Annotated in this window: 27 protein-coding genes and 1 tRNA gene; 6 read left to right on the top strand and 22 right to left on the bottom strand. The window is 63.6% G+C overall.

The window, feature by feature from the left end; all coding sequences use genetic code 11:
* The first annotated feature begins 61 nt into the window (after nucleotides 1-61).
* Nucleotides 62-136: transfer RNA gene (locus KF719_RS01420), tRNA-Glu, on the top strand.
* On the opposite strand, the gene KF719_RS01415 is transcribed toward KF719_RS01420, so the two are convergent.
* From KF719_RS01415 to KF719_RS01405, 3 genes are read right to left on the bottom strand one after another with little or no spacing between them, the layout of a single operon-like run.
* Complete coding sequence (locus KF719_RS01415; protein WP_293506472.1) at nucleotides 124-1,296, bottom strand: lipase family protein; 1,173 nt, start codon at nucleotides 1,294-1,296, stop codon at nucleotides 124-126. The two genes, KF719_RS01420 and KF719_RS01415, sit on opposite strands and share 13 nt — an antisense overlap.
* Nucleotides 1,297-1,323: 27 nt before the next feature.
* Nucleotides 1,324-1,728, bottom strand: a complete 405-nt coding sequence (locus KF719_RS01410; RefSeq protein ID WP_293506470.1) for a hypothetical protein — start codon at nucleotides 1,726-1,728, stop codon at nucleotides 1,324-1,326.
* Between the two features lie 26 nt (nucleotides 1,729-1,754).
* The gene (locus KF719_RS01405) at nucleotides 1,755-2,174 is read right to left on the bottom strand and encodes a VOC family protein (protein WP_293506468.1); all 420 of its coding nucleotides are present in this window, start codon (nucleotides 2,172-2,174) and stop codon (nucleotides 1,755-1,757) included.
* 74 nt (nucleotides 2,175-2,248) lie between these two features.
* Here KF719_RS01405 and KF719_RS01400 point away from each other — a divergent pair, with 74 nt between their 5' ends.
* The 3 genes from KF719_RS01400 (at nucleotide 2,249) to KF719_RS01390 (ending at nucleotide 5,597) form a co-directional block, all read left to right on the top strand.
* Entirely contained in the window at nucleotides 2,249-2,989 is a 741-nt protein-coding gene (locus tag KF719_RS01400; protein ID WP_293506466.1) for a Sir2 family NAD-dependent protein deacetylase, read from the top strand.
* Nucleotides 2,990-3,224: 235 nt separating this feature from the next.
* Nucleotides 3,225-4,838, top strand: a complete 1,614-nt coding sequence (locus tag KF719_RS01395) for an alpha-glucosidase family protein (RefSeq protein WP_293506464.1) — start codon at nucleotides 3,225-3,227, stop codon at nucleotides 4,836-4,838.
* 312 nt (nucleotides 4,839-5,150) lie between these two features.
* Nucleotides 5,151-5,597 carry a hypothetical protein gene (locus KF719_RS01390; protein WP_293506462.1) on the top strand — a complete coding sequence of 149 codons (447 nt, stop codon included), beginning with the start codon at nucleotides 5,151-5,153 and terminating at the stop codon, nucleotides 5,595-5,597.
* Nucleotides 5,598-5,609: 12 nt separating this feature from the next.
* Here the strand turns inward: KF719_RS01390 and KF719_RS01385 are convergent, their stop codons facing one another.
* The 19 genes from KF719_RS01385 to KF719_RS01295 all read right to left on the bottom strand — a co-directional run bounded on the left by KF719_RS01385 (nucleotide 5,610) and on the right by KF719_RS01295 (nucleotide 22,361).
* A complete protein-coding gene (locus KF719_RS01385; RefSeq protein ID WP_293506460.1) occupies nucleotides 5,610-7,223 on the bottom strand; it encodes a molybdopterin-binding/glycosyltransferase family 2 protein in 1,614 nt (537 codons plus the stop codon).
* Nucleotides 7,220-7,897 (bottom strand): XdhC family protein, encoded by a 678-nt coding sequence (locus KF719_RS01380; protein WP_293506459.1) that lies wholly within the window; start codon nucleotides 7,895-7,897, stop codon nucleotides 7,220-7,222. Before KF719_RS01380 ends, KF719_RS01385 begins: the two co-directional genes overlap by 4 nt.
* A 1-nt stretch (nucleotide 7,898) precedes the next feature.
* Complete coding sequence (locus tag KF719_RS01375) at nucleotides 7,899-8,234, bottom strand: XdhC family protein (protein ID WP_293506457.1); 336 nt, start codon at nucleotides 8,232-8,234, stop codon at nucleotides 7,899-7,901.
* Complete coding sequence (locus KF719_RS01370; RefSeq protein WP_293506455.1) at nucleotides 8,231-9,397, bottom strand: VWA domain-containing protein; 1,167 nt, start codon at nucleotides 9,395-9,397, stop codon at nucleotides 8,231-8,233. The genes KF719_RS01375 and KF719_RS01370 overlap by 4 nt, the downstream gene beginning before the upstream one ends.
* 1 nt (nucleotide 9,398) lies before the next feature.
* The gene (locus tag KF719_RS01365) at nucleotides 9,399-10,310 is read right to left on the bottom strand and encodes a MoxR family ATPase (RefSeq protein WP_293506453.1); all 912 of its coding nucleotides are present in this window, start codon (nucleotides 10,308-10,310) and stop codon (nucleotides 9,399-9,401) included.
* Nucleotides 10,311-10,347: 37 nt separating this feature from the next.
* Nucleotides 10,348-11,145: a xanthine dehydrogenase family protein subunit M gene (locus KF719_RS01360; RefSeq protein ID WP_293506451.1), complete on the bottom strand. Its 798-nt coding sequence runs from the start codon at nucleotides 11,143-11,145 to the stop codon at nucleotides 10,348-10,350.
* A gap of 10 nt (nucleotides 11,146-11,155) precedes the next feature.
* On the bottom strand, nucleotides 11,156-13,534 hold the full coding sequence (locus KF719_RS01355) for a xanthine dehydrogenase family protein molybdopterin-binding subunit (RefSeq protein WP_293506449.1): 2,379 nt from the start codon (nucleotides 13,532-13,534) through the stop codon (nucleotides 11,156-11,158).
* A 34-nt stretch (nucleotides 13,535-13,568) separates the two neighbouring features.
* Nucleotides 13,569-14,033 carry a (2Fe-2S)-binding protein gene (locus KF719_RS01350; protein WP_293506447.1) on the bottom strand — a complete coding sequence of 155 codons (465 nt, stop codon included), beginning with the start codon at nucleotides 14,031-14,033 and terminating at the stop codon, nucleotides 13,569-13,571.
* Nucleotides 14,034-14,155: 122 nt separating this feature from the next.
* Nucleotides 14,156-14,809 carry a carbon monoxide dehydrogenase subunit G gene (locus KF719_RS01345; RefSeq protein WP_293506445.1) on the bottom strand — a complete coding sequence of 218 codons (654 nt, stop codon included), beginning with the start codon at nucleotides 14,807-14,809 and terminating at the stop codon, nucleotides 14,156-14,158.
* A gap of 27 nt (nucleotides 14,810-14,836) precedes the next feature.
* On the bottom strand, nucleotides 14,837-16,531 hold the full coding sequence (locus tag KF719_RS01340; protein WP_293506443.1) for a Na(+)/H(+) antiporter subunit D: 1,695 nt from the start codon (nucleotides 16,529-16,531) through the stop codon (nucleotides 14,837-14,839).
* Nucleotides 16,524-16,796: a hypothetical protein gene (locus KF719_RS01335; protein ID WP_293506441.1), complete on the bottom strand. Its 273-nt coding sequence runs from the start codon at nucleotides 16,794-16,796 to the stop codon at nucleotides 16,524-16,526. Before KF719_RS01335 ends, KF719_RS01340 begins: the two co-directional genes overlap by 8 nt.
* Nucleotides 16,793-18,298 carry a monovalent cation/H+ antiporter subunit D family protein gene (locus tag KF719_RS01330; protein ID WP_293506439.1) on the bottom strand — a complete coding sequence of 502 codons (1,506 nt, stop codon included), beginning with the start codon at nucleotides 18,296-18,298 and terminating at the stop codon, nucleotides 16,793-16,795. Before KF719_RS01330 ends, KF719_RS01335 begins: the two co-directional genes overlap by 4 nt.
* 9 nt (nucleotides 18,299-18,307) lie before the next feature.
* A complete protein-coding gene (locus tag KF719_RS01325) occupies nucleotides 18,308-19,813 on the bottom strand; it encodes a monovalent cation/H+ antiporter subunit D family protein (RefSeq protein ID WP_293506437.1) in 1,506 nt (501 codons plus the stop codon).
* Nucleotides 19,813-20,217 (bottom strand): cation:proton antiporter subunit C, encoded by a 405-nt coding sequence (locus tag KF719_RS01320; RefSeq protein ID WP_293506435.1) that lies wholly within the window; start codon nucleotides 20,215-20,217, stop codon nucleotides 19,813-19,815. Before KF719_RS01320 ends, KF719_RS01325 begins: the two co-directional genes overlap by 1 nt.
* A complete protein-coding gene (locus KF719_RS01315; RefSeq protein ID WP_293506433.1) occupies nucleotides 20,217-20,654 on the bottom strand; it encodes a Na(+)/H(+) antiporter subunit B in 438 nt (145 codons plus the stop codon). The genes KF719_RS01320 and KF719_RS01315 overlap by 1 nt, the downstream gene beginning before the upstream one ends.
* A 4-nt stretch (nucleotides 20,655-20,658) precedes the next feature.
* Complete coding sequence (locus KF719_RS01310) at nucleotides 20,659-21,243, bottom strand: DUF4040 domain-containing protein (RefSeq protein WP_293506431.1); 585 nt, start codon at nucleotides 21,241-21,243, stop codon at nucleotides 20,659-20,661.
* Entirely contained in the window at nucleotides 21,240-21,599 is a 360-nt protein-coding gene (gene mnhG, locus KF719_RS01305; RefSeq protein WP_293506429.1) for a monovalent cation/H(+) antiporter subunit G, read from the bottom strand. The genes KF719_RS01310 and mnhG overlap by 4 nt, the downstream gene beginning before the upstream one ends.
* 2 nt (nucleotides 21,600-21,601) lie before the next feature.
* Nucleotides 21,602-21,880, bottom strand: a complete 279-nt coding sequence (locus tag KF719_RS01300) for a monovalent cation/H+ antiporter complex subunit F (protein WP_293506427.1) — start codon at nucleotides 21,878-21,880, stop codon at nucleotides 21,602-21,604.
* 7 nt (nucleotides 21,881-21,887) lie between these two features.
* Entirely contained in the window at nucleotides 21,888-22,361 is a 474-nt protein-coding gene (locus tag KF719_RS01295; RefSeq protein ID WP_293506425.1) for a Na+/H+ antiporter subunit E, read from the bottom strand.
* Nucleotides 22,362-22,686: 325 nt separating this feature from the next.
* Here KF719_RS01295 and KF719_RS01290 point away from each other — a divergent pair, with 325 nt between their 5' ends.
* Together KF719_RS01290 and KF719_RS01285 are read left to right on the top strand one after the other, a co-directional pair.
* A complete protein-coding gene (locus tag KF719_RS01290) occupies nucleotides 22,687-23,271 on the top strand; it encodes a cold shock domain-containing protein (protein WP_363317999.1) in 585 nt (194 codons plus the stop codon).
* Nucleotides 23,272-23,355: 84 nt separating this feature from the next.
* Complete coding sequence (locus KF719_RS01285) at nucleotides 23,356-23,787, top strand: PaaI family thioesterase (RefSeq protein ID WP_293506423.1); 432 nt, start codon at nucleotides 23,356-23,358, stop codon at nucleotides 23,785-23,787.
* Nucleotides 23,788-23,806: the final 19 nt, after the last annotated feature.

Here is a 23,806-nt window from a genome sequence, read left to right as displayed (position 1 = left end):
GCCAGCCGCGCCCCGGCCCCTTATAAGGCCCGCTCATGGCCGGTTTACCCGGCCTCAGCGTGCGCCCTTCGTCTATCGGTTAGGACGCCAGATTTTCATTCTGGAAAGAGGGGTTCGACTCCCCTAGGGCGTACCATTATTTTCCGCCGCCGCGAGCTCGCCGAGCCAGGCGAGGATCAGCGGCGCAGCCGCCAGCATCGCACTTTCGTGGTCCAGCGGGCCGAGATCGACGGCCTGTACATTCGCACCCTTTGCCCGCATCGCCCTTTCGGCGTTCAACGCTTCCTCGGGCACGACATCGACATCTTCCGTGCCGTAATAGAGCCTGACCGGCGCGCGGGGGCCCCAGTCGCTGACATCGTTTGCCGCGATAGCGTCGAGCAGCCAGTTCGGTTTGCCGTTGTCGAAAGCATCGAGAAATTCCGCATTGAACATTGTGCGTGGCGCGGCGGGCAGGGCGGCGATGATTTCCGACGGTGAGTGCGGATTGCCGAACAGTTCCTCCACCAGAGCCGCATGTTCGGGCGTCAGCACGCTCTCAACCGGATGGCCGTAGCGGGCGGCGTATCCCCGCGCCAGGTAGGCCAGATAAAGCGCATGCGATTGCGCGCCGCCGGCCAGCGCCGCGCCGAGCGAGATGTTGCGCAGGTCGTAGGCGCTCGACACGGGCGCTGCGCCGAGCACCGCCGCACCGTTCTCCTCAAGCAGGCGCAAGGCCGCGAGGCTCGCCTGTCCGCCTTGCGAAAAGCCGGAAAGGAAAACCGGACCGCCGGGCACGCCGTCGATCCGCCGCGCCGCCGCGATCATGTCGATCACCGCGCGGCCCGCATCTTCGGCGACCAGATAGGGGTGGATCTCGTCGGAAACGCCGAGGCCGATATAGTCGGGCGCGATCAGCGCATAGCCATTGCCGGCAAAGAGGATGGCGGCGGCAACGCCCGTTCCGTCCAGCGCCGAGGGCACGCGGTCGCGCGATGTCGAGGTGCCGTGCTGGAAGCTCGCCAGATGCCGCGCCGTCGTGCCGCGCGGCAGGGCCAGCAATCCGCTCACCGCGATCTCGCGGCCGTCGGCGCTTTGCGTGCGATAGATCATCCGGTAGCAATCGACGCGGTGTTCGACGCCGATGCCCGACAGGCCGGCCGCCCACATCATCGCGCGGGCCTCAAGCGTGCCGTAGCTGCGCAGCGGCGTCAGCTCGATGCCGTCCGCTGCTTCGCGCGGCGCGGGCTCGGCGCAAGCGGCCAGAAAGATCAGTAGGGCGCACACAGGCGCCCAACGGCCCGATGTCATGCGCATGGATCGTCCCGCCGCTTGTGCATCCGCTCAGTAATATCCGAGATTGGTCTGGCTGCCGGGCAGGATGTAGCTCTGGCCCTGCGCGTCGCGGCATTCGACGGCGTGCCAGTTGGCCATGCGGCCGACCGCGTCGGGCGCGTTCATCATCACGGTGCGGCAGGCGCCCTGCGGATCGCGGGCGGGGTCGCGGCTGCTGCCGAAGCCGCTTCGTTCGGGAAAGACGCGCGAATAAGGCACCGCGTCCGAGGGCGCACCGCCCGGCCGGCCCCATTCGTTGGGTGTCTGGTTCTGGAAGCCGGGCGCGCCATAGACGTTCGGCCGCATGCTGTCGCCGAGGCCGTAGTGGAACTGCGCGGCGGGCTCGGCCAGTGCGCTGCCCGGTCCCGCCAGAAACACCGCCATCAGGGCCGCTATGAGGCTTCCGCGTGTCATGGACGCAAGCCTAGCATAAAGCGGCCTTACCAGTGACCCGTATTCGGCATCGAGGCCCAGGGCTCGGCGGGGGCCAGCGCGCCGCCCTTTTGCAGCAATTCGATGGAAATGTTGTCTGGCGAACGCACAAAGGCCATACGGCCGTCGCGGGGCGGGCGATTGATGGTGACGCCGGCCTTCACCAGCCGGTCGCAGGTCGCGTAGATGTCTTCCACCTCATAGGCCAGGTGGCCGAAATTGCGGCCTTCGCCGAGTTCTTCTTCGTCCCAGTTCCAGGTCAGCTCGACCTGCGCTTCCTTCTGACCGGGGGCGGCGAGGAAGACCAGACTGAAGCGGCCACCCTCATTGTCGTAGCGGCCCAGATTTTCGAGTCCGAGCTTGTCGCAATAAAATTCGAGCGCCTTGTCGAGATTGCCGACGCGCACCATCGTGTGCAGATATTTCATGTCGAGCCTTTGCCGGATGATGTGGTTTCGGCCATCATCCCCCATCGGGCGGTGCCAAGTCAAAACGGGGAGACATGACAAACGAGCTGAAACGGGCGATCGACGAGGCCTACCGTGTGGTGGTGTTCACCGGCGCGGGCATCAGCACGGAATCGGGCATCCCCGATTTCCGCAGTCCCGGCGGCTTGTGGACCAAAATGTCGCCCATCGATTTTTCGGATTTCATCCGTTCCGAGGAATTGCGGCGCGAGGCCTGGCGGCGGAAATTCGAGATCGACAAGACCATCGTCGCGGCCGAGCCCAACAAGGGGCATATGGCGATTGCAAAGCTGGTGGACAGCGGCAAGGCTTCCCACGTCATCACGCAGAACATCGACAATCTGCACCAGCATTCAGGCGTGCCGGCCGAGCGCATCATCGAATTGCACGGCAACGGCACTTACGCGAAATGTCTCGATTGCGGCGAGCGGCACGAGTTGCATGAAGTGAAGGCGATCTACGATGCCTCACCCGCCGCACCCGTTTGCAAGTCGTGCAAGGGCATCGTCAAGTCGGCGACGATTTCCTTCGGGCAGGCGATGCCGGAAGAGGAGATGCGCCGCGCCGAGGAGGCGACGCTCGGCTGCGATCTTTTTCTGGCCATCGGCTCGTCCTTGCAGGTCTATCCGGCGGCGGGCTTTCCGATCCTCGCCAAGCGCAACGGCGCGACGCTTGTCATCCTCAACCGCGAACCGACCCCGCTCGACGAAATCGCCGACCTCGTGGTCCATGACGAAATCGGACCGACGCTGGCGCCGATCGCGATGCTGAATTGAGGGGGACGACTCTGTCAAAAATTCCGTGTCACCCCAGCGAAAGCCGGGGCCCACTCGCGGTGCCTCTTGCCGCAGCGCTCAATACGGTGCGATGGCGCTTTCGCCGTTCACAAACGCACTTGCTGAGGGAACCAATGGATCCCGGCTTTCGCCGGGATGACATGCGTGTGTGTGGTCGGCTTCATACGCCTTCGTCGCCGAATGTCGCTTCTTCTCCAACAAGGAATCCCGATCCGTGACGCAAAAAAATCCCGACTGGTGGAAGGGCGCCGTTGTCTACCAGATTTATCCGCGCAGCTTTCGCGACGCCAATGGCGACGGCATCGGCGATCTTCGGGGCATCGAGGAAAAGCTCGATCATGTCGCCGGGCTCGGCGCCGATGCGATCTGGCTGTCGCCGATCTATCCCTCGCCCAATCGCGATTTCGGTTACGACGTTTCGGATTATTGCGGCATCGCGCTCGAGATGGGGACGATGGCGGATTTCGACCGGCTGCTGGCCGCCGTTCACAGTCGCAGCATGAAGCTCATTCTCGATCAGGTGCTGGCGCATTCGTCGGACCAGCACGCGTGGTTCGCCGAAAGCCAGCTCTCGGCCGACAATCCGAAATCGGACTGGTATGTCTGGGCGGACGCGAAGGAAGACGGCACGGTGCCCAACAACTGGCTCTCGGCCTTTGGCGGGCCGGCATGGTCGTGGAACCCGGTCCGGCGGCAGTACTACCACCACAAATTCCTGAAGAGCCAACCGAAGCTCAACTTCCACAACCCGGAAGTCGTTTCGGCCTGCATGGATGTGTTGCGCTTCTGGCTCGACAAGGGCGTCGACGGTTTCCGCCTCGATGTCGCCAATTCCTACCTGCATGACGCGGCGCTGACCGACAATCCGCCTTTGCCGCGCGACGAGCGCAGCTTCCTCGACTGGGCGCATGCGCCGCGCCTGCAACGCCACATTCACGACGCCAACATGCCCGAGAACGAATGGGCGATGAAGCGTGTGCGGGCGACGATGGACGAGTACGAAGACCGTCTTGCCTTCGGCGAATTTTCGGAACGGCCGGAAATGTTCGGTCTCTATGCGGGTGGGCCGGAGCGGCTCCACACCGGCTACACGTTCGACTTTCTCGAGGACTGGAGTTTCGCGCCGGCGGTCTTCCGCCGCTATTACGAGGAATTGCTGGCGCCGCTGCCCGATCTCTTTCCCTGCGTCACCTTTTCCAACCACGACATCGTGCGTCCGGTCACCCGCTGGGGCGGGGGCAGGGGCGACGAGGAACTGGCGCGGCTCGGCCTGACGCTGCTTGTCGCGCTCAAGGGCACGGTGCTGATGTTCGAGGGCGAGGAGCTCGGGCTGCCGGAAGTCGATCTCGAGCGGCACCACATCAAGGACCCGGTCGGCGACCTCTATTTCCCGTGGTCGAAGGGCCGCGACGGCTGCCGCACGCCGATGCCCTGGGAACGGCACGCGCATGAAGCGGGCTTCACCGCCGCTGCGCCATGGCTGCCGATCCCCGACTATCACCGCGAGCGCGCCGTCGATGTTCAGCAGGCGGACGGAAACTCGGTGCTTGCCCATGCCCGCGCCGCCGTCGCGCTCCGCAAGGCGCATCCGGTGCTCAAGCGCGGTGCGATCAGCTTTCTCGACGCAGGCGACCCGGTGCTGGCTTTCGAGCGGGAGGGCGAGGGGGAAAAGCTCATCTGCGTCTTCAATCTCGGCAAGAAGCCGGAAGCGGCGGCGTTCGAGCTGCCGGCCGGCGCGGGCGATGCGGTGTTCATGCTGGGCGATGTGGCGCGCGACGGATCGGCGCTGAAGCTCGGCGCTCGGGCGGCGGCGATTTTCAGGGGGTAGGTGAGACCCCACACAAGAGTGTGTCACCCCGGCGAAAGCCGGGGTCCATGTGCCTCTCCACTTGATGCTACCGCCCATGGATCCCGGCTTTCGCCGGGATGACAGTTGATGTTGGCTCGCGCGCCGCGACCCATCGGCGTCCCCCGTTTCCTCCGTATTAAGATTAAAAGCAAAAGCCGTAATCCGGCCTTTATCCCGCCGGAATTGGGGTCCAGATTCTGGAGACTACGCGGGGGGATTTGGGCAACCTTGAAGAGGAGCCCGCGTCCAATCCGCGGGCTGGAGGATATGAAGCACTCCCCGGTTTCCCGGATGTCGCTTCGACAGCGGCTCTGGGCTTCTTCCCTTCTCTTCCTGCTGGTCGCGGCATGTGCGGCGCTTTCCGCCTCGCCGGCATCGGCGTCCGATGAACCGCTGCCGGAGGGTTCGCTTTCCTTCGCCTCACCCTTGTCGCCGCTTGCGCCGCAGACCTTCTGGTTCAGCACGCCGTCAAGCCTGCCGGACGAGAACGCCATCGACCTGCGCCTGCATCGCGCGCTCGGCATCACGCTCGCGCCGCGCTCCGAGGCTGCCGCGCCGCGCGGCGGCGTTCATTCCAAGGGCACGCTCTCGACATCGTTGCGCTCGGCCGTCGAACGCGCCAATGACAGCACCGGCCGCCGCCTCGAATTCAGCAAGGGCGACGTGATCCTCAATATTTCCGACACGCTCTTCCTGCGCCTCGACGAACAGGAGATCACGTATCGCATCAGGTTTTGAGGGGAGGGGCAGTCACGCCCCGCGCCGCCGCTCCATCTCTTCCATCGTGTCGATATCCTTCAGCGCCGCGTCGTCCGGCATCGGCACTTCGCAGACGGCATCGGCATGTTCGCCGATCAGGTGCTTGGCGCCTGTGTCGCCTTTGGTCTCCGTCATCGCCGCAAACCATTCGCGGCCCCACAGCACCGGGTTGCCGCGCTTGCCGTTCACGGTCGGCACGCAGATGGTGCGGCCCTCATCCGGGTCGAAGGCGGCGATCAGGCGGTCGAGGTGGTGGCTACGGATGTCCGGCATGTCGCCCAGGCAGATCAGCGCCGCGTCCACCTCGCCGGGCAGGCCATTTATCCCCACCCGCAACGAGGTGCTCAGACCCTCCTTGTGACAGTTATTTGACAGTTTGATGACAGCGAGGCCTTCGAGCGCCTGTTCGACCTCTGCCGCGCGGTCGCCGGTGACAACAATCACCGGGTCCGCCGACGACGCCAGCGCCGCCTCGGCGACGTGGCGGACCATCGGCTTGCCGCCGACCGGCATGGTCAGTTTGTTCGGTCCGCCCATGCGGCGCGACTGGCCGGCGGCCAGAATTATCGCGGCGACACGGGGACTTGCGGCTTTCGTGCGGCCGCCCTCGCGCGGCTGCGGGCGCGACGGGATCTCCTTCAGCAAGCCGCCGACGCCCATGGCGGCGACATCGGCGGGCGTCACGTTGAGCCCGGCCAGCAGCCGCGCCAGCACCCAGTCGAAGCCGTTGAGCTTCGGCGAGCGGGCGCAGCCGGGCAGGCCGATCACCGGCGTTTTATCGTGTCGAGCCAATAACATAAGGTTGCCTGGGTCGACCGGCATTCCGAAATGCAACACCGCGCCGCCGGCTTTTTCGATGCCGGCGGGCACGACGTCGCGGCGGTCGACCGTTGCCGAGGCGCCGAAAATCAGGATGGGCGACAGCCCCGCTGCGATCATTTCGCCGACCGCGCCGGCCACCGCCAACTCATTGTGATCGCAGCGGATTTCGCGTGCGATCGTGCTTCCCATCGCGGCGAGACGTGCGTCGAGCACGGCGCGGCTTTTGTCCATCACGCTCTGCTTCGTCTCCGGCAGCTGCGTCGCGACGAGGCCGATGCGGTGCGGCTTGAATACATGCAGCGTCATTGCGCTTGCGCCGTCGGCTGCGATGGCGAGCGCGCGGTCGAGTTCGGCCCGCGGCACGGCGAAGGGAATTATCTTAATGGTGGCAAGCATTTGCCGCGTCGTGACGGTTTCATGCGGTGCGAGCGTTGCCACTGTGATCGCCTCGCCGATGGCGTTGATCGCGACGATGCGCGCGGCGTCGATTTCAACGATGCCGCCGGCTTCCGCATGGAGATTGGCGCGGCCGGTGAAGGGGGCGGCGGCGCGAATGTGTTTGCCGGCCAATGCCTTGGCGAGCGCTTCGGCCGCTTCGTCTTCCGCCACATCATCCGCTTCGAGGCGCGCGGCAATGACGGTGGCGACGCCCGCCGCTTTCAGCGCCGCGACATCGGCGGCGCTCAAGTGCCTGCCTTTCTTGAAGGTTTCGCTGCCGACCTTGCGCGAATGGGCGAGGATCGCGCCTTCGGCTTCTTCCGGTTTCATCTCGCCGAAGATCATTGGCGCAAGGTCTCCGTGATTTGCGCCATGATCGAGATGGCGATCTCGGCGGGGCTCTTCGCACCGATCGACAGGCCGACCGGCCCGTGAATGCGAGCAATATCAATGTCTTCGAAGCCCGCCGCCTTCAGCCGCGCAACGCGGGCCGCATGCGTCTTCTTCGAGCCGAGCGCGCCGATATAGAAGGCGGCGCTTTTGAGCGCGGCCTGCAGCGCCGGGTCGTCGAGCTTCGGGTCGTGGGTCAGCGTGACCACCGCCGTCCGTGTGTCGGGGGCGAGGGCGGCCATTGCCTCGTCGGGCCAGTCGTGGCGCAAGTCGATGTCCGGAAAGCGGTTTTCGGAGGCGAAGGAGGTGCGCGGGTCAATCACCGTCACATCGTAGCCAGCGAGCTGGCCCATGCGCGCCAGCGGCTGCGCGATGTGAACCGCGCCGACTATGATGAGGCGCAAGGGCGGATTGAAGGGATTGAGGAACCAGTCGCCATCGGGCCCGGCGACGATGGCCGCGCGGTCGCTCGCCAGCACTTCATGCGATGCTTTAATTAACCAGTTTTCTTCTTGTTTTTCAGTTGGATAGACGAGTTTTCCGAATCCATCTGTTAACCGTGTTGCCAACACCACAGGCCGCTTGGCGGCGCGGTCTTCGACCAGTTGTGCAAGGATTCCGGTGTCCATTTCAGCCTGTCACCGGTTCGACCATGACGCGGATGCGGCCGCCACAGGCGAGCCCGACCTCCCAGGCCATCGCATCGGAAACGCCATATTCGAGGATTTCCGGTTTGCCGCTGGTCAGCGTCTCAAGCGCGCGTGTCACCACGTCGCCTTCGATGCAGCCGCCCGAAACCGAGCCGACGAAGCTGCCGTCGTCGCGGATCGCGAGCTGGCTGCCGGTCGGGCGCGGCGCCGAGCCCCAGGTTTCGATGACGGTTGCGAGGGCGACCTTGCGGCCCTGCGCCCGCCAGTTGGCTGCATCCTCCAACACGTTGTCGTCGCTGATGTTTTGGCCGTTCATGCGGCTTTCCTTTCGGGCTTCGGCGTGGCGGAAAGCGCCTTGATCAGCGCCGTCAGCGAGGCGATGTTGTGGACCGGACGGAACTCGTCGACATGCGGCAACAGCGCCCTTATCCCCAATGATTTCGGTTCGAAGCGCTCGTAGCGCAAGAGGGGGTTCAGCCAGATCAGGCGGCGCGAGCGGCGGTGCAGCCGCGCGATTTCGGGGCCGACACCTTCGCCCGCATCGCGGTCGAGGCCGTCGGTCACCAGCAGCACCGTCGCACCCTGTCCGAGCACGCGCCGGGCCCAGTCGATGTTGAAACGGCGCAACGTCTCGCCGATGCGGGTGCCGCCGTCCCAGTCTTCGACCTTCGCGGCGACCCGCGCCAGCGCCTCGTCGACATCGCGGTGGCGGAGCTCGCGGGTGACATTGGTCAGGCGGGTGCCGAAGAGGAATATGTGGACACGGTCGCGGTCGTTGGTCAGCGCGTGCAGGAAATGCAGGAAGACGCGGCTATAGGCCGACATCGATCCGGAAATGTCGCAGAGCACGACCAGCGGCGGGCGGCGGTGACGAAAGGTCCGACGCTTCAAGGGGATGACGCCGCCGGCACGCAGGCTCGCCCGCAAGGTGGCGCGCATGTCGATCATGGGCCCGCGGGCTGCGGGTTGCGTGCGGCGGATGCGGGTGTCGTCCTGCGTCAGGCGCAGACGGGCGATGGCCGCCCTGGCTTCGGCGAGCTCGGCCACCGACATCTGCTCGAAGTCCTTGTGGCGCAGCAACTCCTCGGCCGAGAAGGTTTCGCTGCGGTCGATTTCGATGTCGGGTTCGGCCGTTTCGCGCGGCCTGCCGTCGCCGAAAAGCGCTTCGGCGAGGCGGCGGCTTTGCTCCTCGCGCGCGGCATCGGGCGGCGTCGCGATCTCGGGCAGCATCAGCGCCATCATCCGGTCGAGCAGCTTCGGGTCGCGCCAGAAGACATGGAACGCCTGATCGAAGAGGTGGTGCTGGTCGCGGCGCTTCACCAGCGTCGCATGAAGGGTCCAGTAGAAATCGGATCGCGCGCCGATGCCGGCCGCCTCGACCGCCTCGACCGCGTCGAGTACCTGGCGCGGGCCGACCGGAAGCCCGGCGCGCCGCAGCACGCGGGCGAAGTGGACGATATTTTCGGCGAGCCGGCCCATGTCAGTCGGCGGCCCGCGCCGCCATCCTGATTTCTTCGAGGAGGCGGGCGGCCTCGCTGCCGGCGACGCGGGCGATGTCGTCCTGATATTTCAGCAGCGCACCCAGCGTGTCGTTGACCAGTTCCTTGTCGAGCGCGACGGCGTCGAGTGCGGTCAATGCTTCCGCCCAGTCGATCGTCTCGGCGATGCCGGGGCTCTTGTAGAGGTCGAGGCCGCGCAGCTTCTGAACGAAGGCCACGATGTCGCGGGAGAGGTTGTCCGGCGTTTTCGGCGCCTTCAGTTTCAGGATCGCAAGTTCGCGCGTCGCATCGGGATAGTCGACCCAGTGGAAGAGGCAGCGCCGCTTCAGCGCGTCGTGGATTTCGCGGGTGCGGTTCGAGGTGACGACGACGATGGGCGGATGCGCGGCCTTGATGGTGCCGATCTCGGGCACCGTCACCTGAAAGTCCGACAGCACTTCCAGAAGGTAAGCCTCGAAAGGTTCGTCGGTGCGGTCGAGTTCGTCGATCAACAGCACCGGCGGCCCTTCGACGGCGGGTTCCAGCGCCTGCAGGATCGGACGGCGGATCAGGAAGCGCTCGGAGAAAACGTCCTTGCCGAGTTCCGAACGGTCCTCGACGCCTTCGGCCTCTGCCAGACGAATTTCGATCATCTGCGCCTGATAATTCCACTCATAGACGGCCGCCGCGGTGTCGAGACCTTCGTAGCATTGCAGGCGGATCAGGCGGCGGCCGAGCGCCTCGGCCAGCACCTTGGCGATTTCGGTTTTTCCGACGCCGGCCTCGCCCTCGAGCAGCAGCGGGCGCCCCATCTTGAGGGCGAGAAAAATGACGGTTGCCAGCGAGCGGTCGGCGACATAGGCGCCGCGCGCCAGCAACTCGACGGTTTCGTCGATGGTGGAAGGCAGGTTCATCGCTTCAATCTATGCCCGAACGGCCGGGTCCGCAAAATCAGCCGGCCGCCGCCACGGCGCGCTTCGCCATGACGGTAATCAGATGAGCGCGGTACTCGGCGGTGCCGTGGAGGTCGGCGTTGAGGCCCTTGGCGGGCACCTTGATGCCGGCGACCGCGTCGGGCGACCAGCTTTTGGTCAGCGCGTCTTCCATTTCCTTGACCCGGAAGACGCCGTCCTGACCCGCACCGGTGACGGCGACACGGATGCCCCACGGACCCTTCGAAACGAAGACGCCAACCATCGCATAGCGCGAGGCAGGGTTGGGGAACTTCATGTAGGCGGCTTTTTCCGGGTGCGGGAAGGTGATCTCCTTGACGATCTCGCCGTCTTCAAGCGCCGTTTCGAACATGCCTTTGAAGAATTCGTCGGCTTCGATCAGGCGCTTCGTGGTGTGGATTTTCGCGTCGAGCGCAAGGCAGGCCGCCGGGTAGTCGGATGCCGGATCGTTGTTGGCGATCGACCCGCCGATGGTGCCCATGTGACGGACGGCGGGGTCGCCGATGCCTTCGGCGAGGGCGGCCAGCGCCGGACTGTGCTTCTTCACATCGGGCGATTGGGCCACCGTCGCATGTTTCGTCGCCGCGCCGATCATCACGGCGTTGCCTTCGGCGCGGATGAAGTCGAGTTCCTTCAGGCCACCAATGTCGATCAGGTCGCTCGGCATCGCGAGGCGCTGTTTCAGCGTCGGGATCAGCGTTTGACCGCCGGCCAGAAGTTTCGGATCGTCGGCCTTTGCGAGCAGCGCCTCGGCTTCGGCGAGCGACTTCGGACGGACGTAGTTGAACTGGTACATCGGGCTCTCCTTATTCGGCGGCGGCGCGCGGGCGGGACTGGATGGCCGCCCAGACGCGGGCAGGCGTCGCCGGCATTTCGATGTCGCGGATGCCGAGGGCATCCGTAACGGCGTTGATGATGGCGGGCGGCGAGGCAATGGCGCCGGCTTCGCCGCAGCCCTTCATGCCAAGCGGATTGGATGGGCAGACGGTTTTCGTGAAGCCGAGATTGAAGCTCGGCAAATCGTCGGCGCGGGGCATGCAGTAATCCATGTAGGAGCCGGTGACGAGCTGTCCGGACGCCGGATCGTAGATGCCGTGTTCGAGCAGCGCCTGACCGATCCCTTGTGCGATGCCGCCATGCACCTGACCCTCGACGATCATCGGATTGATGATGGTGCCGAAATCGTCGACCGCGACGAAATTGACGATGCGGGTGACGCCGGTATCCGGGTCGATCTCGACTTCGCAGATGTGGCAACCGGCCGGGAAGGTGAAGTTGGTCGGGTCGTAGAAGGCGCCTTCCTTGAGGCCGGGTTCGATTTCGGCCGAGGGAAAGCCGTGCGCCGTGTAGGCGGAGAGGGCAAGTTCGGCCCATGCGAGTGACTTGTCCGTCCCCTGCACGGTGAAGGTGCCGTTCTCGAAGACGATGTCCTCGACGGCGGCTTCCATCAGATGGGCGGCGATCTTTTTCGCCTTGGTCTCGATCTTGTCGAGCGCCTTGACGATGGCGCTCATGCCGACGGCGCCGGAGCGCGAGCCATAGGTGCCCATGCCGAACTGCACCTTGTCGGTGTCGCCATGCACGATCTCGACCTGCTCCATCGGAATGCCGAGGCGGGAGGCGACAAGCTGGGCAAAGGTCGTTTCATGGCCTTGGCCGTGGCTGTGGGAGCCGGTCAACACTTCAACATTGCCGGTCGGATTGACGCGCACTTCGGCGCTTTCCCACAGGCCGACGCCGGCACCGAGCGAACCGACAGCGGCGGACGGGGCGATGCCGCAGGCTTCAATATAAGAAGAGAAGCCGAGGCCGCGCAGCTTGCCGCGCTTTTCGGCTTCGGCCTTGCGCGCCGGGAAACCCTTGTGGTCGACCGCTTTCATGGCGGCATCGAGCGAAGCTTCATAGTCGCCGGCGTCATAGGCCATGATGACCGGCGTCTGGTGCGGGAAGGTGCGGATGAAATTTCGGCGGCGGATCTCGGCGGGGTCGATGCCGGTTTCGCGCGCCGCCGTTTCGACGATGCGTTCGATGAGATAGGTGGCTTCCGGGCGGCCGGCGCCGCGATATGCGTCGACGGGGGCGGTGTGGGTGTAGACGCCGTCGACCTCGACATAGATTGCCGGGATGTCGTATTGGCCCGAAAGCAGCGTGCCATAGAGATAGGTCGGCACGGAGGCCGAGAAAGTCGAGAGATAGGCGCCAAGATTGGCGACGGTCTTGACGCGCAGGGCGAGGAACTTTCCGTTCTTGTCGAGCGCCAGTTCGGCATGGCTCAGGTGGTCGCGGCCATGCGCGTCCGAAAGGAAGGCCTCCGAGCGATCGGCCGTCCATTTGATCGGGCGGCCGACTTTCGCGGCGGCCCAGACGCAGGCGGTTTCTTCCGCATAAATGAAAATCTTTGAGCCGAAACCGCCGCCGACATCCGGTGCGATGACACGCAGCTTGTGTTCGGGCGCGACGCCGACAAAGGCCGAGAGCACGAGGCGCGCGACATGCGGGTTCTGGCTCGTCGTGTGCAGCGTGTAGACGCCGCTCCCCTTGTCGTATTCGCCGATGGCGGCGCGGGGCTCCATCGCGTTCGGGATCAGGCGGTTGTTGGTCAGGTCGAGCTTGACGATTTTATCGGCCTTCGCGAAGGCGGCTTCGGTTTCGGGCTTGTTACCAAGTTCCCATTCAAAGCAGGTGTTCCGCGGCGCTTCGGGGTGGACCTGTGGCGCGTCTTTCGACTGGCAGGTGGCGAGGGCGACGGCGGCAGGGAGCGTTTCGTAGTCGACATCGATCATCTCGGCGGCGGAGCGCGCTTCGGCCAGCGTTTCGGCGACGACCATTGCGACGTGGTCGCCGACATAACGCACTGTGTCGAGGGCGAGGATCGGGTGCGGGCCGACCTTCATCGGCGTACCGTCCTTCGAGGTGACGGTCCAACCGCAGATCAGACCGCCCAGACCGTCGTCGGCGACGTGTTTGCCGGTGAAGATGGCGACGACGCCCGGCGCGGCCTCGGCCGCCTTCGTGTCGATCTTGCGGATTTTCGCATGCGCATGTGGCGAGCGCAGGAAACAAGCCCAGGTCTGGCGAGGCCTCGCGATGTCATCGGTGTAGTGGCCGTTTCCGGTGATGAAGCGGAAATCTTCCTTGCGGCGAACCGGCTGGCCGATGCCTTCGCCCGTGGCTGCGTTCGACATGGAACTCCTCCCTGAGATTCCGTGGTCGCGTCGTTCAGCGCATCTCCTGCGATGCGGCGAGGATAGCTTTCACGATGTTGTGATAGCCGGTGCAGCGGCAAATGTTGCCCTCCAGCTCCTCGCGCACCGTCTTTTCATCGAGGTTCGGCTTGCGGCGGATCAGATCGACGGCGGTCATGATCATGCCGGGCGTGCAGAAGCCGCATTGAAGGCCGTGATGTTCGCGGAAGGCCTGTTGTACCGGATGCAATTCGCCGTTCTTCGCCAGACCCTCGACTGTCAGTATTTCGGCGCCTTCGGCCTGAACGGCGAGAATTGCGCAGGATTTGACCGCGCGGCCGTCGACATGCACCACGCAGGCGCCGCATTGGCTGGTGTCGCAGCCGACATGGGTGCCGGTGAGGCCCAGTTGTTCGCGGATAAACTGGACAAGCAGCGTCCGCGCCTCGACATCGGCGCTTGCAGGCTTGCCGTTGACGGTCATGGCGACAACAGGCATGCGCAATCTCCCTGAATTATGTATGGCCTCGAATTCGTATTGCCGGGGGTTTTCCGCCGCGTGAGGCCGTTTAACGGAGTCTCGGCTCTCGGTCGCGCGAGGTCAAGCGCGGGCGGGCCGGATCAGAGGCCGAAGATCCAGACCAGGACGACCAGAACCAGGATGACCGCCGGGCCCCAGACCCAGGGCGAGAGGCTTAAGCCTGCCTCTTCGTCAGGGACGAGGGGTACGCCGGTCGGCGAGATCGCGTCGCGGTCCGGCGATTTGGTCGGGATGCCATGCGCCATTTCGTCGACCAATTCGGGAAGTTCGCCGGAGGGGGCGACGATTTTCGAGCCGCCGGCGAGCGCCGAGAAATTGCCGAAGAATTCCTCGGCCATTTTCGAGGCCGTCGAGTCGATGAAGCGCTGGCCGATCTGGGCCAGCTTGCCGCCGACCTGGGCGCTGACCGAATAAGCGAGAATGGTGCCGCCGCCCTCGGCTTCGGTCAGGGTGACTTTCGCCGAACCCTTGGCGAAACCGGCCGCGCCGCCATTGCCTTCGCCGGAAATCGTGTAGCCGTTTGGCGGGTCGATGTCGGTCAGTTTGACCTTGCCCTTGAAGCGGGCGCTGACCGGGCCGACCTTGGCCTTGGCGACCGCTTCGAACTCGTCGTCGGCGATCTTGGCAACCGACTCCGCGCCGGGGATCGACTTCAGCAGCACGTCGGCATCGTTGAGCGCCGTCCAGACGTCCTCGCGGGATGCGGGAATCCTGTATTCGCCGGACATTTCCATCGGGACGTCTCCTTCGTTGCGCGGCCTCTATACGTAGGTCAGGACCAGCGTTGTGCCAAGCAGGATGGCGATCCAGAGCACCATCGAGCCTGTGGGCCACGTGCGGGCCAGAATGCCCTGGGGCCCATGAGCGCGATAGACACCGCTCAGGAAATGGTCGAGGCGGTGCTGGCCGACGACGACCGCCCAGCGCCACATTCCGCCGCCATACACCGAAACGAGGCCGAGGCCGGATGTCAGCAGGCGACGATAGAGCCAATCGGTGTCGAGAAGGATGGTGCGGGACCGCGCGGACCAGAAGCCGGCCTTCATCAGCAAGGCAAAGGCGAGCGCCGCAAACAGGACGAGTTGGAGCTGTGTGACCAGATGCGAAAGCGTGTAAGGCTCATAGGCGACATCGTTGGGGAGCAACGCATAAAGCGGATCTGGGTAGACGCCGATGCCAATGGTGATCGCCGCGGCGAGCGTCATAGCGATCAGCATATGCGACGGCGCTTCCTTGGCGCGCAATCCGCGGTCCGGCCCGAAGAAGGCGCTCAAGGGAACGCGGATCGAGGTGTGCAGGACCGCGGCTGCGTTGGCGGCAATCAACGCCAGCCAGACAAGGTAGAGGCCGCCATAGCCGGCGGCGCTCAAGACCAGGGATTTCGACACGAAGCCCGTGGTCGCCGGCAGAGCTGCGATCGACAGGCCACCGACAATGCAAAATAGCGCGGTCCATGGCATCTGTCGCGCGAGGCCGCCGAGATCGGATGCGCGCGACGAACCAATGCGGAAGAGGACGGCGCCGATGCTCATGAAGAGAAGCGCCTGATAGAAGATGCTGCTGAGTGCGTGGGCGATGGCGCCGTTGATGGCAAGCGGCGTGCCTATGCCGATACCGACGACCATGAAGCCGAGCTGGCTGTTGAGCGCGTATGTCAATACGCGCCGCAGCTCGTTCTCGACGAGTGCGTATGCGATGGGGAATAGAGCCATCGCGACGCCGACATAAATCAGGATTTCGGTGCCGGGAAAGCCGCGCGCGAGGGCATAGATCGCCAGCTTGGTGGTGAAAGCCGAGAGGATCACTGTGCCGGTGACGGTCGCGGCCGGGTAAGCGTCGTGCAGCCAGTTGTGCAGCAACGGGAAGGCGCATTTGATACCGAAGGCGAGCAGGATCGCCCAGGTGGCGGCGTCGCCAAGCTCCATCGCACGGAAAGCGACGGAGCCGGTTTCGCGATAGAGAAGGATGATGCCGGCGAGCAGGATGACGCCGGACCCGACCTGGACGATCAGGTAGCGCATGCCCGCGGCATAGGCGCCCTCGGTGCGACGGGCCCAGATCAGGAAGACCGAGGCAATGGCCGTGCCTTCCCAGAAGATGAAAAGCGTGACGAGGTCGGCGGCGAAGACCGCGCCGATGGCGGAGCCCGCATAGAGCAATGTGGCAACCTGCTGGACCGTGTCGCGGATATGCCACGCATAAATGACGACCATCAGGGCTGCGAGCGAGAACCCGAGACCAAAAATGTAGGAGAGCGCATCGACCCGCATCAGGCCGATATGCATGCCCATCAGGTTGAAATTGCCATAAGTCCCGTGCGGCAGGTCCCAGAACATCGCCGCGCCGGCAAACGGCGTCAGGATCATCAGAAATTGCCGCCACCGCCCGTTCGGAATGAAGGGCAGCGCGAATGCGGCGCCGACATAGACCAGCGCTGGCGTCATGAATTCAAACATCGGCCGTCTCCCGCTCAAGATCGGTTGCGGGATGCTCTTCGGCATCGGTTGACGCGGGCGCATAGTAGTTTGCGTCGCGCGTCAGCAATGCGCGAACGGCGAGCGCGACCAGCCCGAGCGCCACGCTGGCGGCAAGTGCGTAGAACCCGTGGAACCCCGGCAAATGCTCGAAGGCAAAGTAGCCGTGTTTGTCATAGGCAAGGTCGGCCAGCGCCGATGCGATGCAGAGCGCGGCCAGCAGCAGTATCCAGTTGCGGCCGGTCATGGCGTCGTCTCCGGCAGGATCGGAATGTGGAGCAGGAATTCGTAAAGACCACCGATCGCAAAGAAGAGCACGATGCAGCCGATCGCCGTGATGCAGATCGGCACGAGGCAAAGGAGCGGCGCCTCCTCGATCCGGGTGTCGGGAGCCGCGGCGGCGCCCAGCGAATGTGCGGGCATCGCAGACGGCGCGGCGAAGAATGCACGGGCGGGGATCGGCAAGAGATAGGCGACGTTCAACAGCGAGCTCAGCATCAATACGCCAATCATCGCGATCTGGCCCGCATCGGCGCTTGCGAGCATCAAATACCATTTGCTCCATGCACCACCCATCGGAGGCAGGCCGATGATACTCAGAGCGGCGATGGTGAAGGCGATGAAGGTGATGGGCATCTTGCGCCCGAGCCCGTCGAGTTCACTGATCTTCGTTTTATGAGCGGCGACGTAGATTGCGCCCGCGCACATGAAGAGCGTGATCTTGCCGACGGCATGCGTGGCGATGTGCATCGAGCCGCCGATGACACCCATCTGGTTTGCGAGCGCCACGCCGAGTGTGATGTAGGAGAGTTGACTGACGGTTGAATATGCAAGCCGCGCTTTCAGATCGTCCTTGGTCAGAGCGACGACGGAAGCGATCAGGATCGAGGCCGCGGCAAGCCACATCAGCCATTCGGCCGCGCCCGTTTTCGACAGGAAGCCGACGCCGAAGATATAAGTGCCGACTTTCAGCATGGTGAATACGCCGGCCTTGACGACGGCGACCGCATGGAGAAGTGCGCTAACCGGCGTCGGCGCGACCATGGCGGCCGGTAGCCATCGATGGAAGGGCATCAGCGCGGCCTTGCCGATGCCGAAGGCAAAAAGCGCCAGCAGGAACGGTGCGAAGGACGGATCGAGTTTGCCGTCGAGAATGCCGCCGGCGCGGAAATCGAGTGTGCCGGCAATGTTCCAGACCCAGACAATGCCGACCAGCAGGAAGGCAATCGAGGTCGTCATCAGGATTGCGAGATAGGTGCGCGCTCCGGCGCGCGCTTCCGGCGTTTCCTTGTGGGCGACCAGGGGATAGGTCGAGATCGTCAGAATTTCATAGAAGACGAACAGCGTGAAAAGATTTGCCGAAAAGGCGATGCCGATGGCGCCGGAAATCGCAATGGCAAAGCAGATGTAGAAGCGCGTCTGCTTCTTCTCGCCGGCGCCGCGCATGTAGCCGATCGAGTAAATTGCGGTGACGATCCAGAGGCCCGACGCTACAACCGCGAACAACATGCCGAGCGGCTCTATCGAAAAGGCGAGCAGCAGACCGGGCATCACTTCGAAAAGCGCGACTTCGGGCCGCGCACCCTCCATGACCGGCCCGAGAAGCATCAGAACCGCAATAAATGTCGCAATGGCGGCGAGCACGCTCGCACCGTCACGCAGGTTGGGACGGCTGCCGAGCGCGGCGATCAGGAAGGTGACGCCGGCCGGAATGAATATCGCGAGCAGGAGGACTGTGCCGTGGGTCATATCATGCACTCACTGCCACAACATGTTGGAAGCGCTGATCAGCGCCGTCGCCGCGCGGCTTGCGGCGGCGGTGGTGAGCGCGGCGTAGGTGCCGAAGAAGACCGAGAGGGCTGCAAGACCCCATGTCGGCAGCAACATCCAGAGCGGCGCCTCCTTGCGTAGGACGCCTTCCGGCGGCGGCTGCAGATAGGCCGTCTCGACGACACGCCATATGTAGACAATGGCAAGCAGCGACGAGGCCATGATCAGCAGCGCCACCGGCCACCAGTTCAGCTCCAGCGCCGCCAGCACGAGATACCACTTGCTGACGAAGCCGACTGTTAATGGCAGCCCGATAAGGCTCAGGCCGGCGGTGACAAAAGCCGCGGTCGTCCACGGCATGTCGCGGCCGATGCCGCGAAGGCTCGAAATCGAACTCGTGCCGGTCGCGAAGACATAACAGCCGGCGACCATGAAAAGGGCACCCTTGGTGACGGCGTGGTTGAACAAATGGATCACCGAAGCCATGAGGCCGGTATGCGAGAGGAGGGCGAGGCCGAGCAGCATGTAACCGACCTGGGCGATGCTCGAATAGGCGAGCATCCGTTTCAGGTCGTCCTGGAACACCGCGACGATTGAGGCCGCGAACATTGCGACGATCGCCAGCGGCAACACGACATGACGAAGCGTTGCGGCCTGAAAATCGTAGTCGAAGCCGAAAACCGTGAACATGAAGCGCAACAGCACATAGATTGCGACCTTGGTGGCGGTCGCGGCGATGAAGGCGGTCACGGCGGATGGTGCAAAGCTGTAGGCGTTGGGCAGCCAGAGATGCAGCGGGAACATTGCGAGCTTCAGCCCGACACCGATCAGGATAAATACGAAGCCCATGCGCAGGGTGCTGCTGTCGCCATGGTCGACGATGCGTTGCGCAAGGTCGGCCAGGTTCAACGTGCCCGTGACCATGTAGAGCATGCCGATGCCGATAACGAAAAAGGTCGCACCGACCGTACCCATGATCAGGTAGTTGTAGGCTGCGGTCAGGGCACGCTTGTTGCGCTCGGCACCGGTCGCGATCAGCGCGTAGGTCGAAAGCGATGAAATTTCGAGGAAGACGAATATGTTGAATGCGTCGCCCGTGATGGTGACGCCGAGAAGGCCGGTCAGGCAGAGCAGGAACGCCGAGTAAAACAGCGGCTGCCGCTCTTCGGAAATTTCGAAGGCGATGCTCGCTCGCGCGTATGGCAGGATAAACAGGGCAATGCCCGAAACCACCATCAATACAAAGGCATTGAGAATGTCGACACGGTACTCGATGCCGATTGGCGGCGCCCAGTTGCCCATTCGATAGGAAATGGTTGCACCGTCCAGCGTGGCGATGAAGAGAGATACCGAGACGGCAAAGGTCAGCACGACCACTGCCATTGTCAGCGTCCATGCGCGCGTACCCCGGCCAAGCACGGCACATACCGGCGCAGCCAGCATCGGCAGAACGACCTGCAATGCGGGCAGGTTTGCCTCAATCATGGCCAGCATCAACGTTCGCCCCCGATAGCGGCGTCCATTTCATGCTCCAGTGCGATGATCTCGTCCTCCTCGACCGTGCCGTAGGTTTCGCGGATGCGCACAACAAGCGCCAGCGCAAGGGCTGTTGTCGCGATGCCGACGACGATCGCGGTCAGGATCAGGACATGCGGCAGCGGATTTGAGTACACGGCGTCGGGATCGTCGGTGAGAATGGGCGCTGTGCCGCCGACGATCTTTCCGGTCGAGACGTAAAAGAGAAAGACGGCGGTCTGGAAAATATTGAGCCCGACAATCTTTTTGACGAGGTTGCCGTAGCTCACAGTGATGTAGAGGCCCGTCATCATCAGGACCACGAACATCCAGTAGTTGTAATGCGTCAGGACGAACCCGAGATCGAAGAGAAGCTCCTCCATTACCAGTCCTCGTCCTTGATCGGCGGATTGTGCGAGGCGAAAGCGACGAAGATTGCCATCATCACCGCGGCAACCGTCATGCCGACACCGATTTCGACGATGACGATTCCCCATTCCTGTGCGTGCGGAGGATCGGCGGCGAGCGCGTTGTAGCCGAGATATGCGTCGCCCAGCAGCATGGTGACGACGCCGGTGCCCGCGAATATCAGAACGCCGGTGGCGGAAAGGATGAGCAACAGGCGGGGGGGCAGAATTTCGGTCATGGCCTCGATGCCAAAAACCAGCGCATAGAGAATAAAGGCGACGGCAAAAATAACGCCGGCCTGGAAGCCGCCGCCCGGACCGTATTCGCCGTGAAATTGCACGTAGAGCGCGTAGAGCAGAATTGGCGGTATCAGCAGCTTCGAAACGACGCGAAGGATCGAATGATGTTCCATGAAATCAATCCTTCTTTCGCTCGCCGGCCACGTTGTCGTGCCGGCCCGACCGCCCGCCTCCGCCCAGCAGGAGCAACACCGCGATGGCGGCGGTGAAGACCACGACAACTTCGCCCAGCGTGTCGAAGCCGCGATAGCTTGCAAGCACGGCGGCCACGGCATTTGGGATGCCGATTTCAACCGGTGTTTGCTCAAGGTAGTAGGGTGCGACATGGGTCTGCACCGGATTGTCGGCCGCACCGAAAGGCGGCATGTCGAGTGTGCCGTAGATCAATGCGGCGCCGGTGATTGCGCATACCAGCAGCGGCAGAAAAGGCGAATGCGTAACGGGCTTTTCCTCGCGCACGGTGAGCGCCAGCGTGCCGAGCATCAGCACCGTCGAGATGCCGGCGCCGACCGCCGCTTCGGTGAAGGCAACGTCCATTGCATCGAGCGTTACGAAGAGGCCGGCCGACAGCAAGCTGAAGACGCCCGCCAACATGGCGACGGCAAACAGGTTGCGCAGCCGCGCGATGGTAATGGCGATCAGCACCAGAAAGAGAAACAGGAGGATGTCGATGATGGCGATGCCAATAAGCCCGGCGCTCATGATTTCGTCTCCCTGCCAAGAACGTCGGCGGATTGGTTCTTTCGGAGGTTGAGGGGGCGCAATCCGGCTGTGAAGGCCGCGTTGGCGACGGCATGGGTTGCCGTCGGGCTGGTGACAAAGAGAAAGAGGCCGATCAGGAGAAGCTTGAGAGATGCCTGTGTGAGCCCGGCCTGCAGGATCATGCCGAAGACGATCAGTTCGGCACCGATGGTGTCGATTATGCCGGCGGCATGAACGCGCGCCCATACGTCGGGAAGTCGGATCATGCCGAGCGCGCCGATCAGCAGGAAGGCGAGGCCGACCGCGAAGGAAATGCCGCTCGCAATGTCGCGAATGAGGTCGAGCGTGATGTCCATGATCACTCCTCGGCCAGCGGTGAGCGACGGCCGAGTGCGCGATAGCGGAAGAATTTCAGAATTGCGATCGTCGCAACGAAATTTATCAGCGCATAGAGAATGGCGATGTCGAGAAAGTCGGGGCGTTCGGTAATGAAGCCCAGAAGCCCGAGGAGCAGCACCGTCAACGTGCCGAAGGTGTTGACCGCCAGCACCCGATCATAAAGGGTCGGCCCCGCAAAGAGACGGATCAGCACCATCATCATGGCGACGAAGAGTGCGGCTGCCGTTGCAAGGAGCATCGTCATTTCATCGGGCCTCGATTTCGGCGACGCGGCGGCCCATTTCGGCAAAACCATCGGCATCCGCCGCGCTTTCCGTCAGCGCGTGAACGAGAAAGAGACCGGGCCGCGTTTCGACGGTGACGGTGCCGGGGGTCAGCGTGATCGAGTTGGCGAAGATGACGTGGCCCATATCGGTTTTCTGAGTGACCGGCACGGCAATCAGCTGCTGTTGAAGCGCCATTTCGCGGGCCAAGATAATCTTGGAAACCGCCATTGCCGACTTGAAGATTTCGCCGCCCAGCCAGCCCCAATAGAGCAGCAGGGCGGGTCGCAGCTGGATCGGCACTGCCTCGTCGTCCAGCAGTTTCATCCGGAAGGCCAGGTAGAGCGTCAGCAGACATGACAGAACGCCCAGCATCAGCAGGAACGGCTTGAAAAACCCGGACAATGTCAGCCATAGGGCGAACAACGCCACCGACAGGCCGATCGCTTTTGCCATACTTCCCCCTGCTTGCTGACGGTCGGGCCGCAGAAGCCCTTTGGCTGCCCGGCTTCGGATCGGAAGCCGCATACCTTCGAGGGCAGATGAGGACATCCATCCGCCAGCAGGGCCAGAATCCCTCGTGAGGCGGCCAATATGCAATGCGGCGGCGGCCAAGGGCAAGGAAGACCGGCGCAATACGGTCAAAAATCCGGCCTTTTGGCCCGCTTTCAATGCTTAACCGACACTGTTATAGTCAATAATTCAAAACGGGGGGTCCTGGGGAGGAACCACGGACCAGTGAGAAATTCCAGAGCGGCCAATACTTGAGGCCATTTCAGTTTTGACCGTCTGGATGTCGATCGTGGTGGGGATGGAAGAGCGGTTCGAAATCTCGGCGGATTCGGTCGGTGTGTCGTTTGAAGTCACCGGCGTGGTCAAGTGGTTCGATGCGGTCAAAGGATACGGCTTCATCATCCCCGACGACGGGCGCGACGACGTGCTCGTGCATTTGTCCTGCCTCAAGCAATTGGGAATCGACACACTCGAGGAAGGCGCGACGGTGACGTGCGAAGTTGTGCGCCGTCCAAAAGGCAATCAGGCCGTCCGCGTGATCGATGTCGACGAGACGACCGCGGTGAAGCCTGCGGGCGCCGCGGCGCGGCCGGCCAACCGCTCGGCGATGTCGGGTGTGGTGCCGATCGGTGATTTCGAGACGGCGATCGTCAAATGGTTCAACCGGGCGCGTGGCTACGGATTTGTGACGCGTGGCGAGGGTACGCCGGACATCTTCATTCACATGGAGACGCTGCGGCGGCACGGCATCCGCGATTTGCTGCCCGGCCAGCAGGTCCAGGTCCGTTTCGGGGAAGGCCCAAAGGGCCTGATGGTGGCCGAGGTCGCACCGGATACGCCTTCCGGCGACTGATGCCGGCACTTAGATAACCGGCAATTGCGCCGTCGTGCCGTACCCCTTAGGGGTGGCCGTTCAGTTGGGTAAATCAACGGCAATATGACCGAAAGCGAAGACGACAATCCGCCGGCGGGCTTTGTGGCGTCGACCGGCAGGGGCCCTTACACGAGCCACAACGGGCCATTTTTTCACAAAGTAACCGACGAGGGATTTGTACATGGCGTCCGGGTCCGGAAGCGCCACTGCAATTCGCGCGGGATCACGCATGGCGGCATGCTGATGGCTTTTGCCGACGGCCTTCTGGGTACGGCGGTCTGGCGCGAGACACAGACGGTTGCGTTGACGGTGCGCATGAACAGCGACTTTCTTTCGTCGGCGCGGCCGGGCGAATGGCTCGAAGGGACGGCGCGCGTTACGCGGGCCACACGATCGGTCGCGTTCTGCGAAGCGGAGCTCTATGTGGGGACGAGGCCGGTGCTGAAGGCAACCGGAGTCTTCAAGCTGATGCAGCGGCACAAGGAAAAAGCCTAGGATAGGTGTCCTGGCGGTT

Source organism: Parvibaculum sp., from assembly GCF_019635935.1.
Classification (GTDB): Bacteria; Pseudomonadota; Alphaproteobacteria; order Parvibaculales; family Parvibaculaceae; genus Parvibaculum.
Note: the sequence above shows the minus strand (reverse complement) of the source record. Positions and strands in the feature narration are given on the sequence as shown.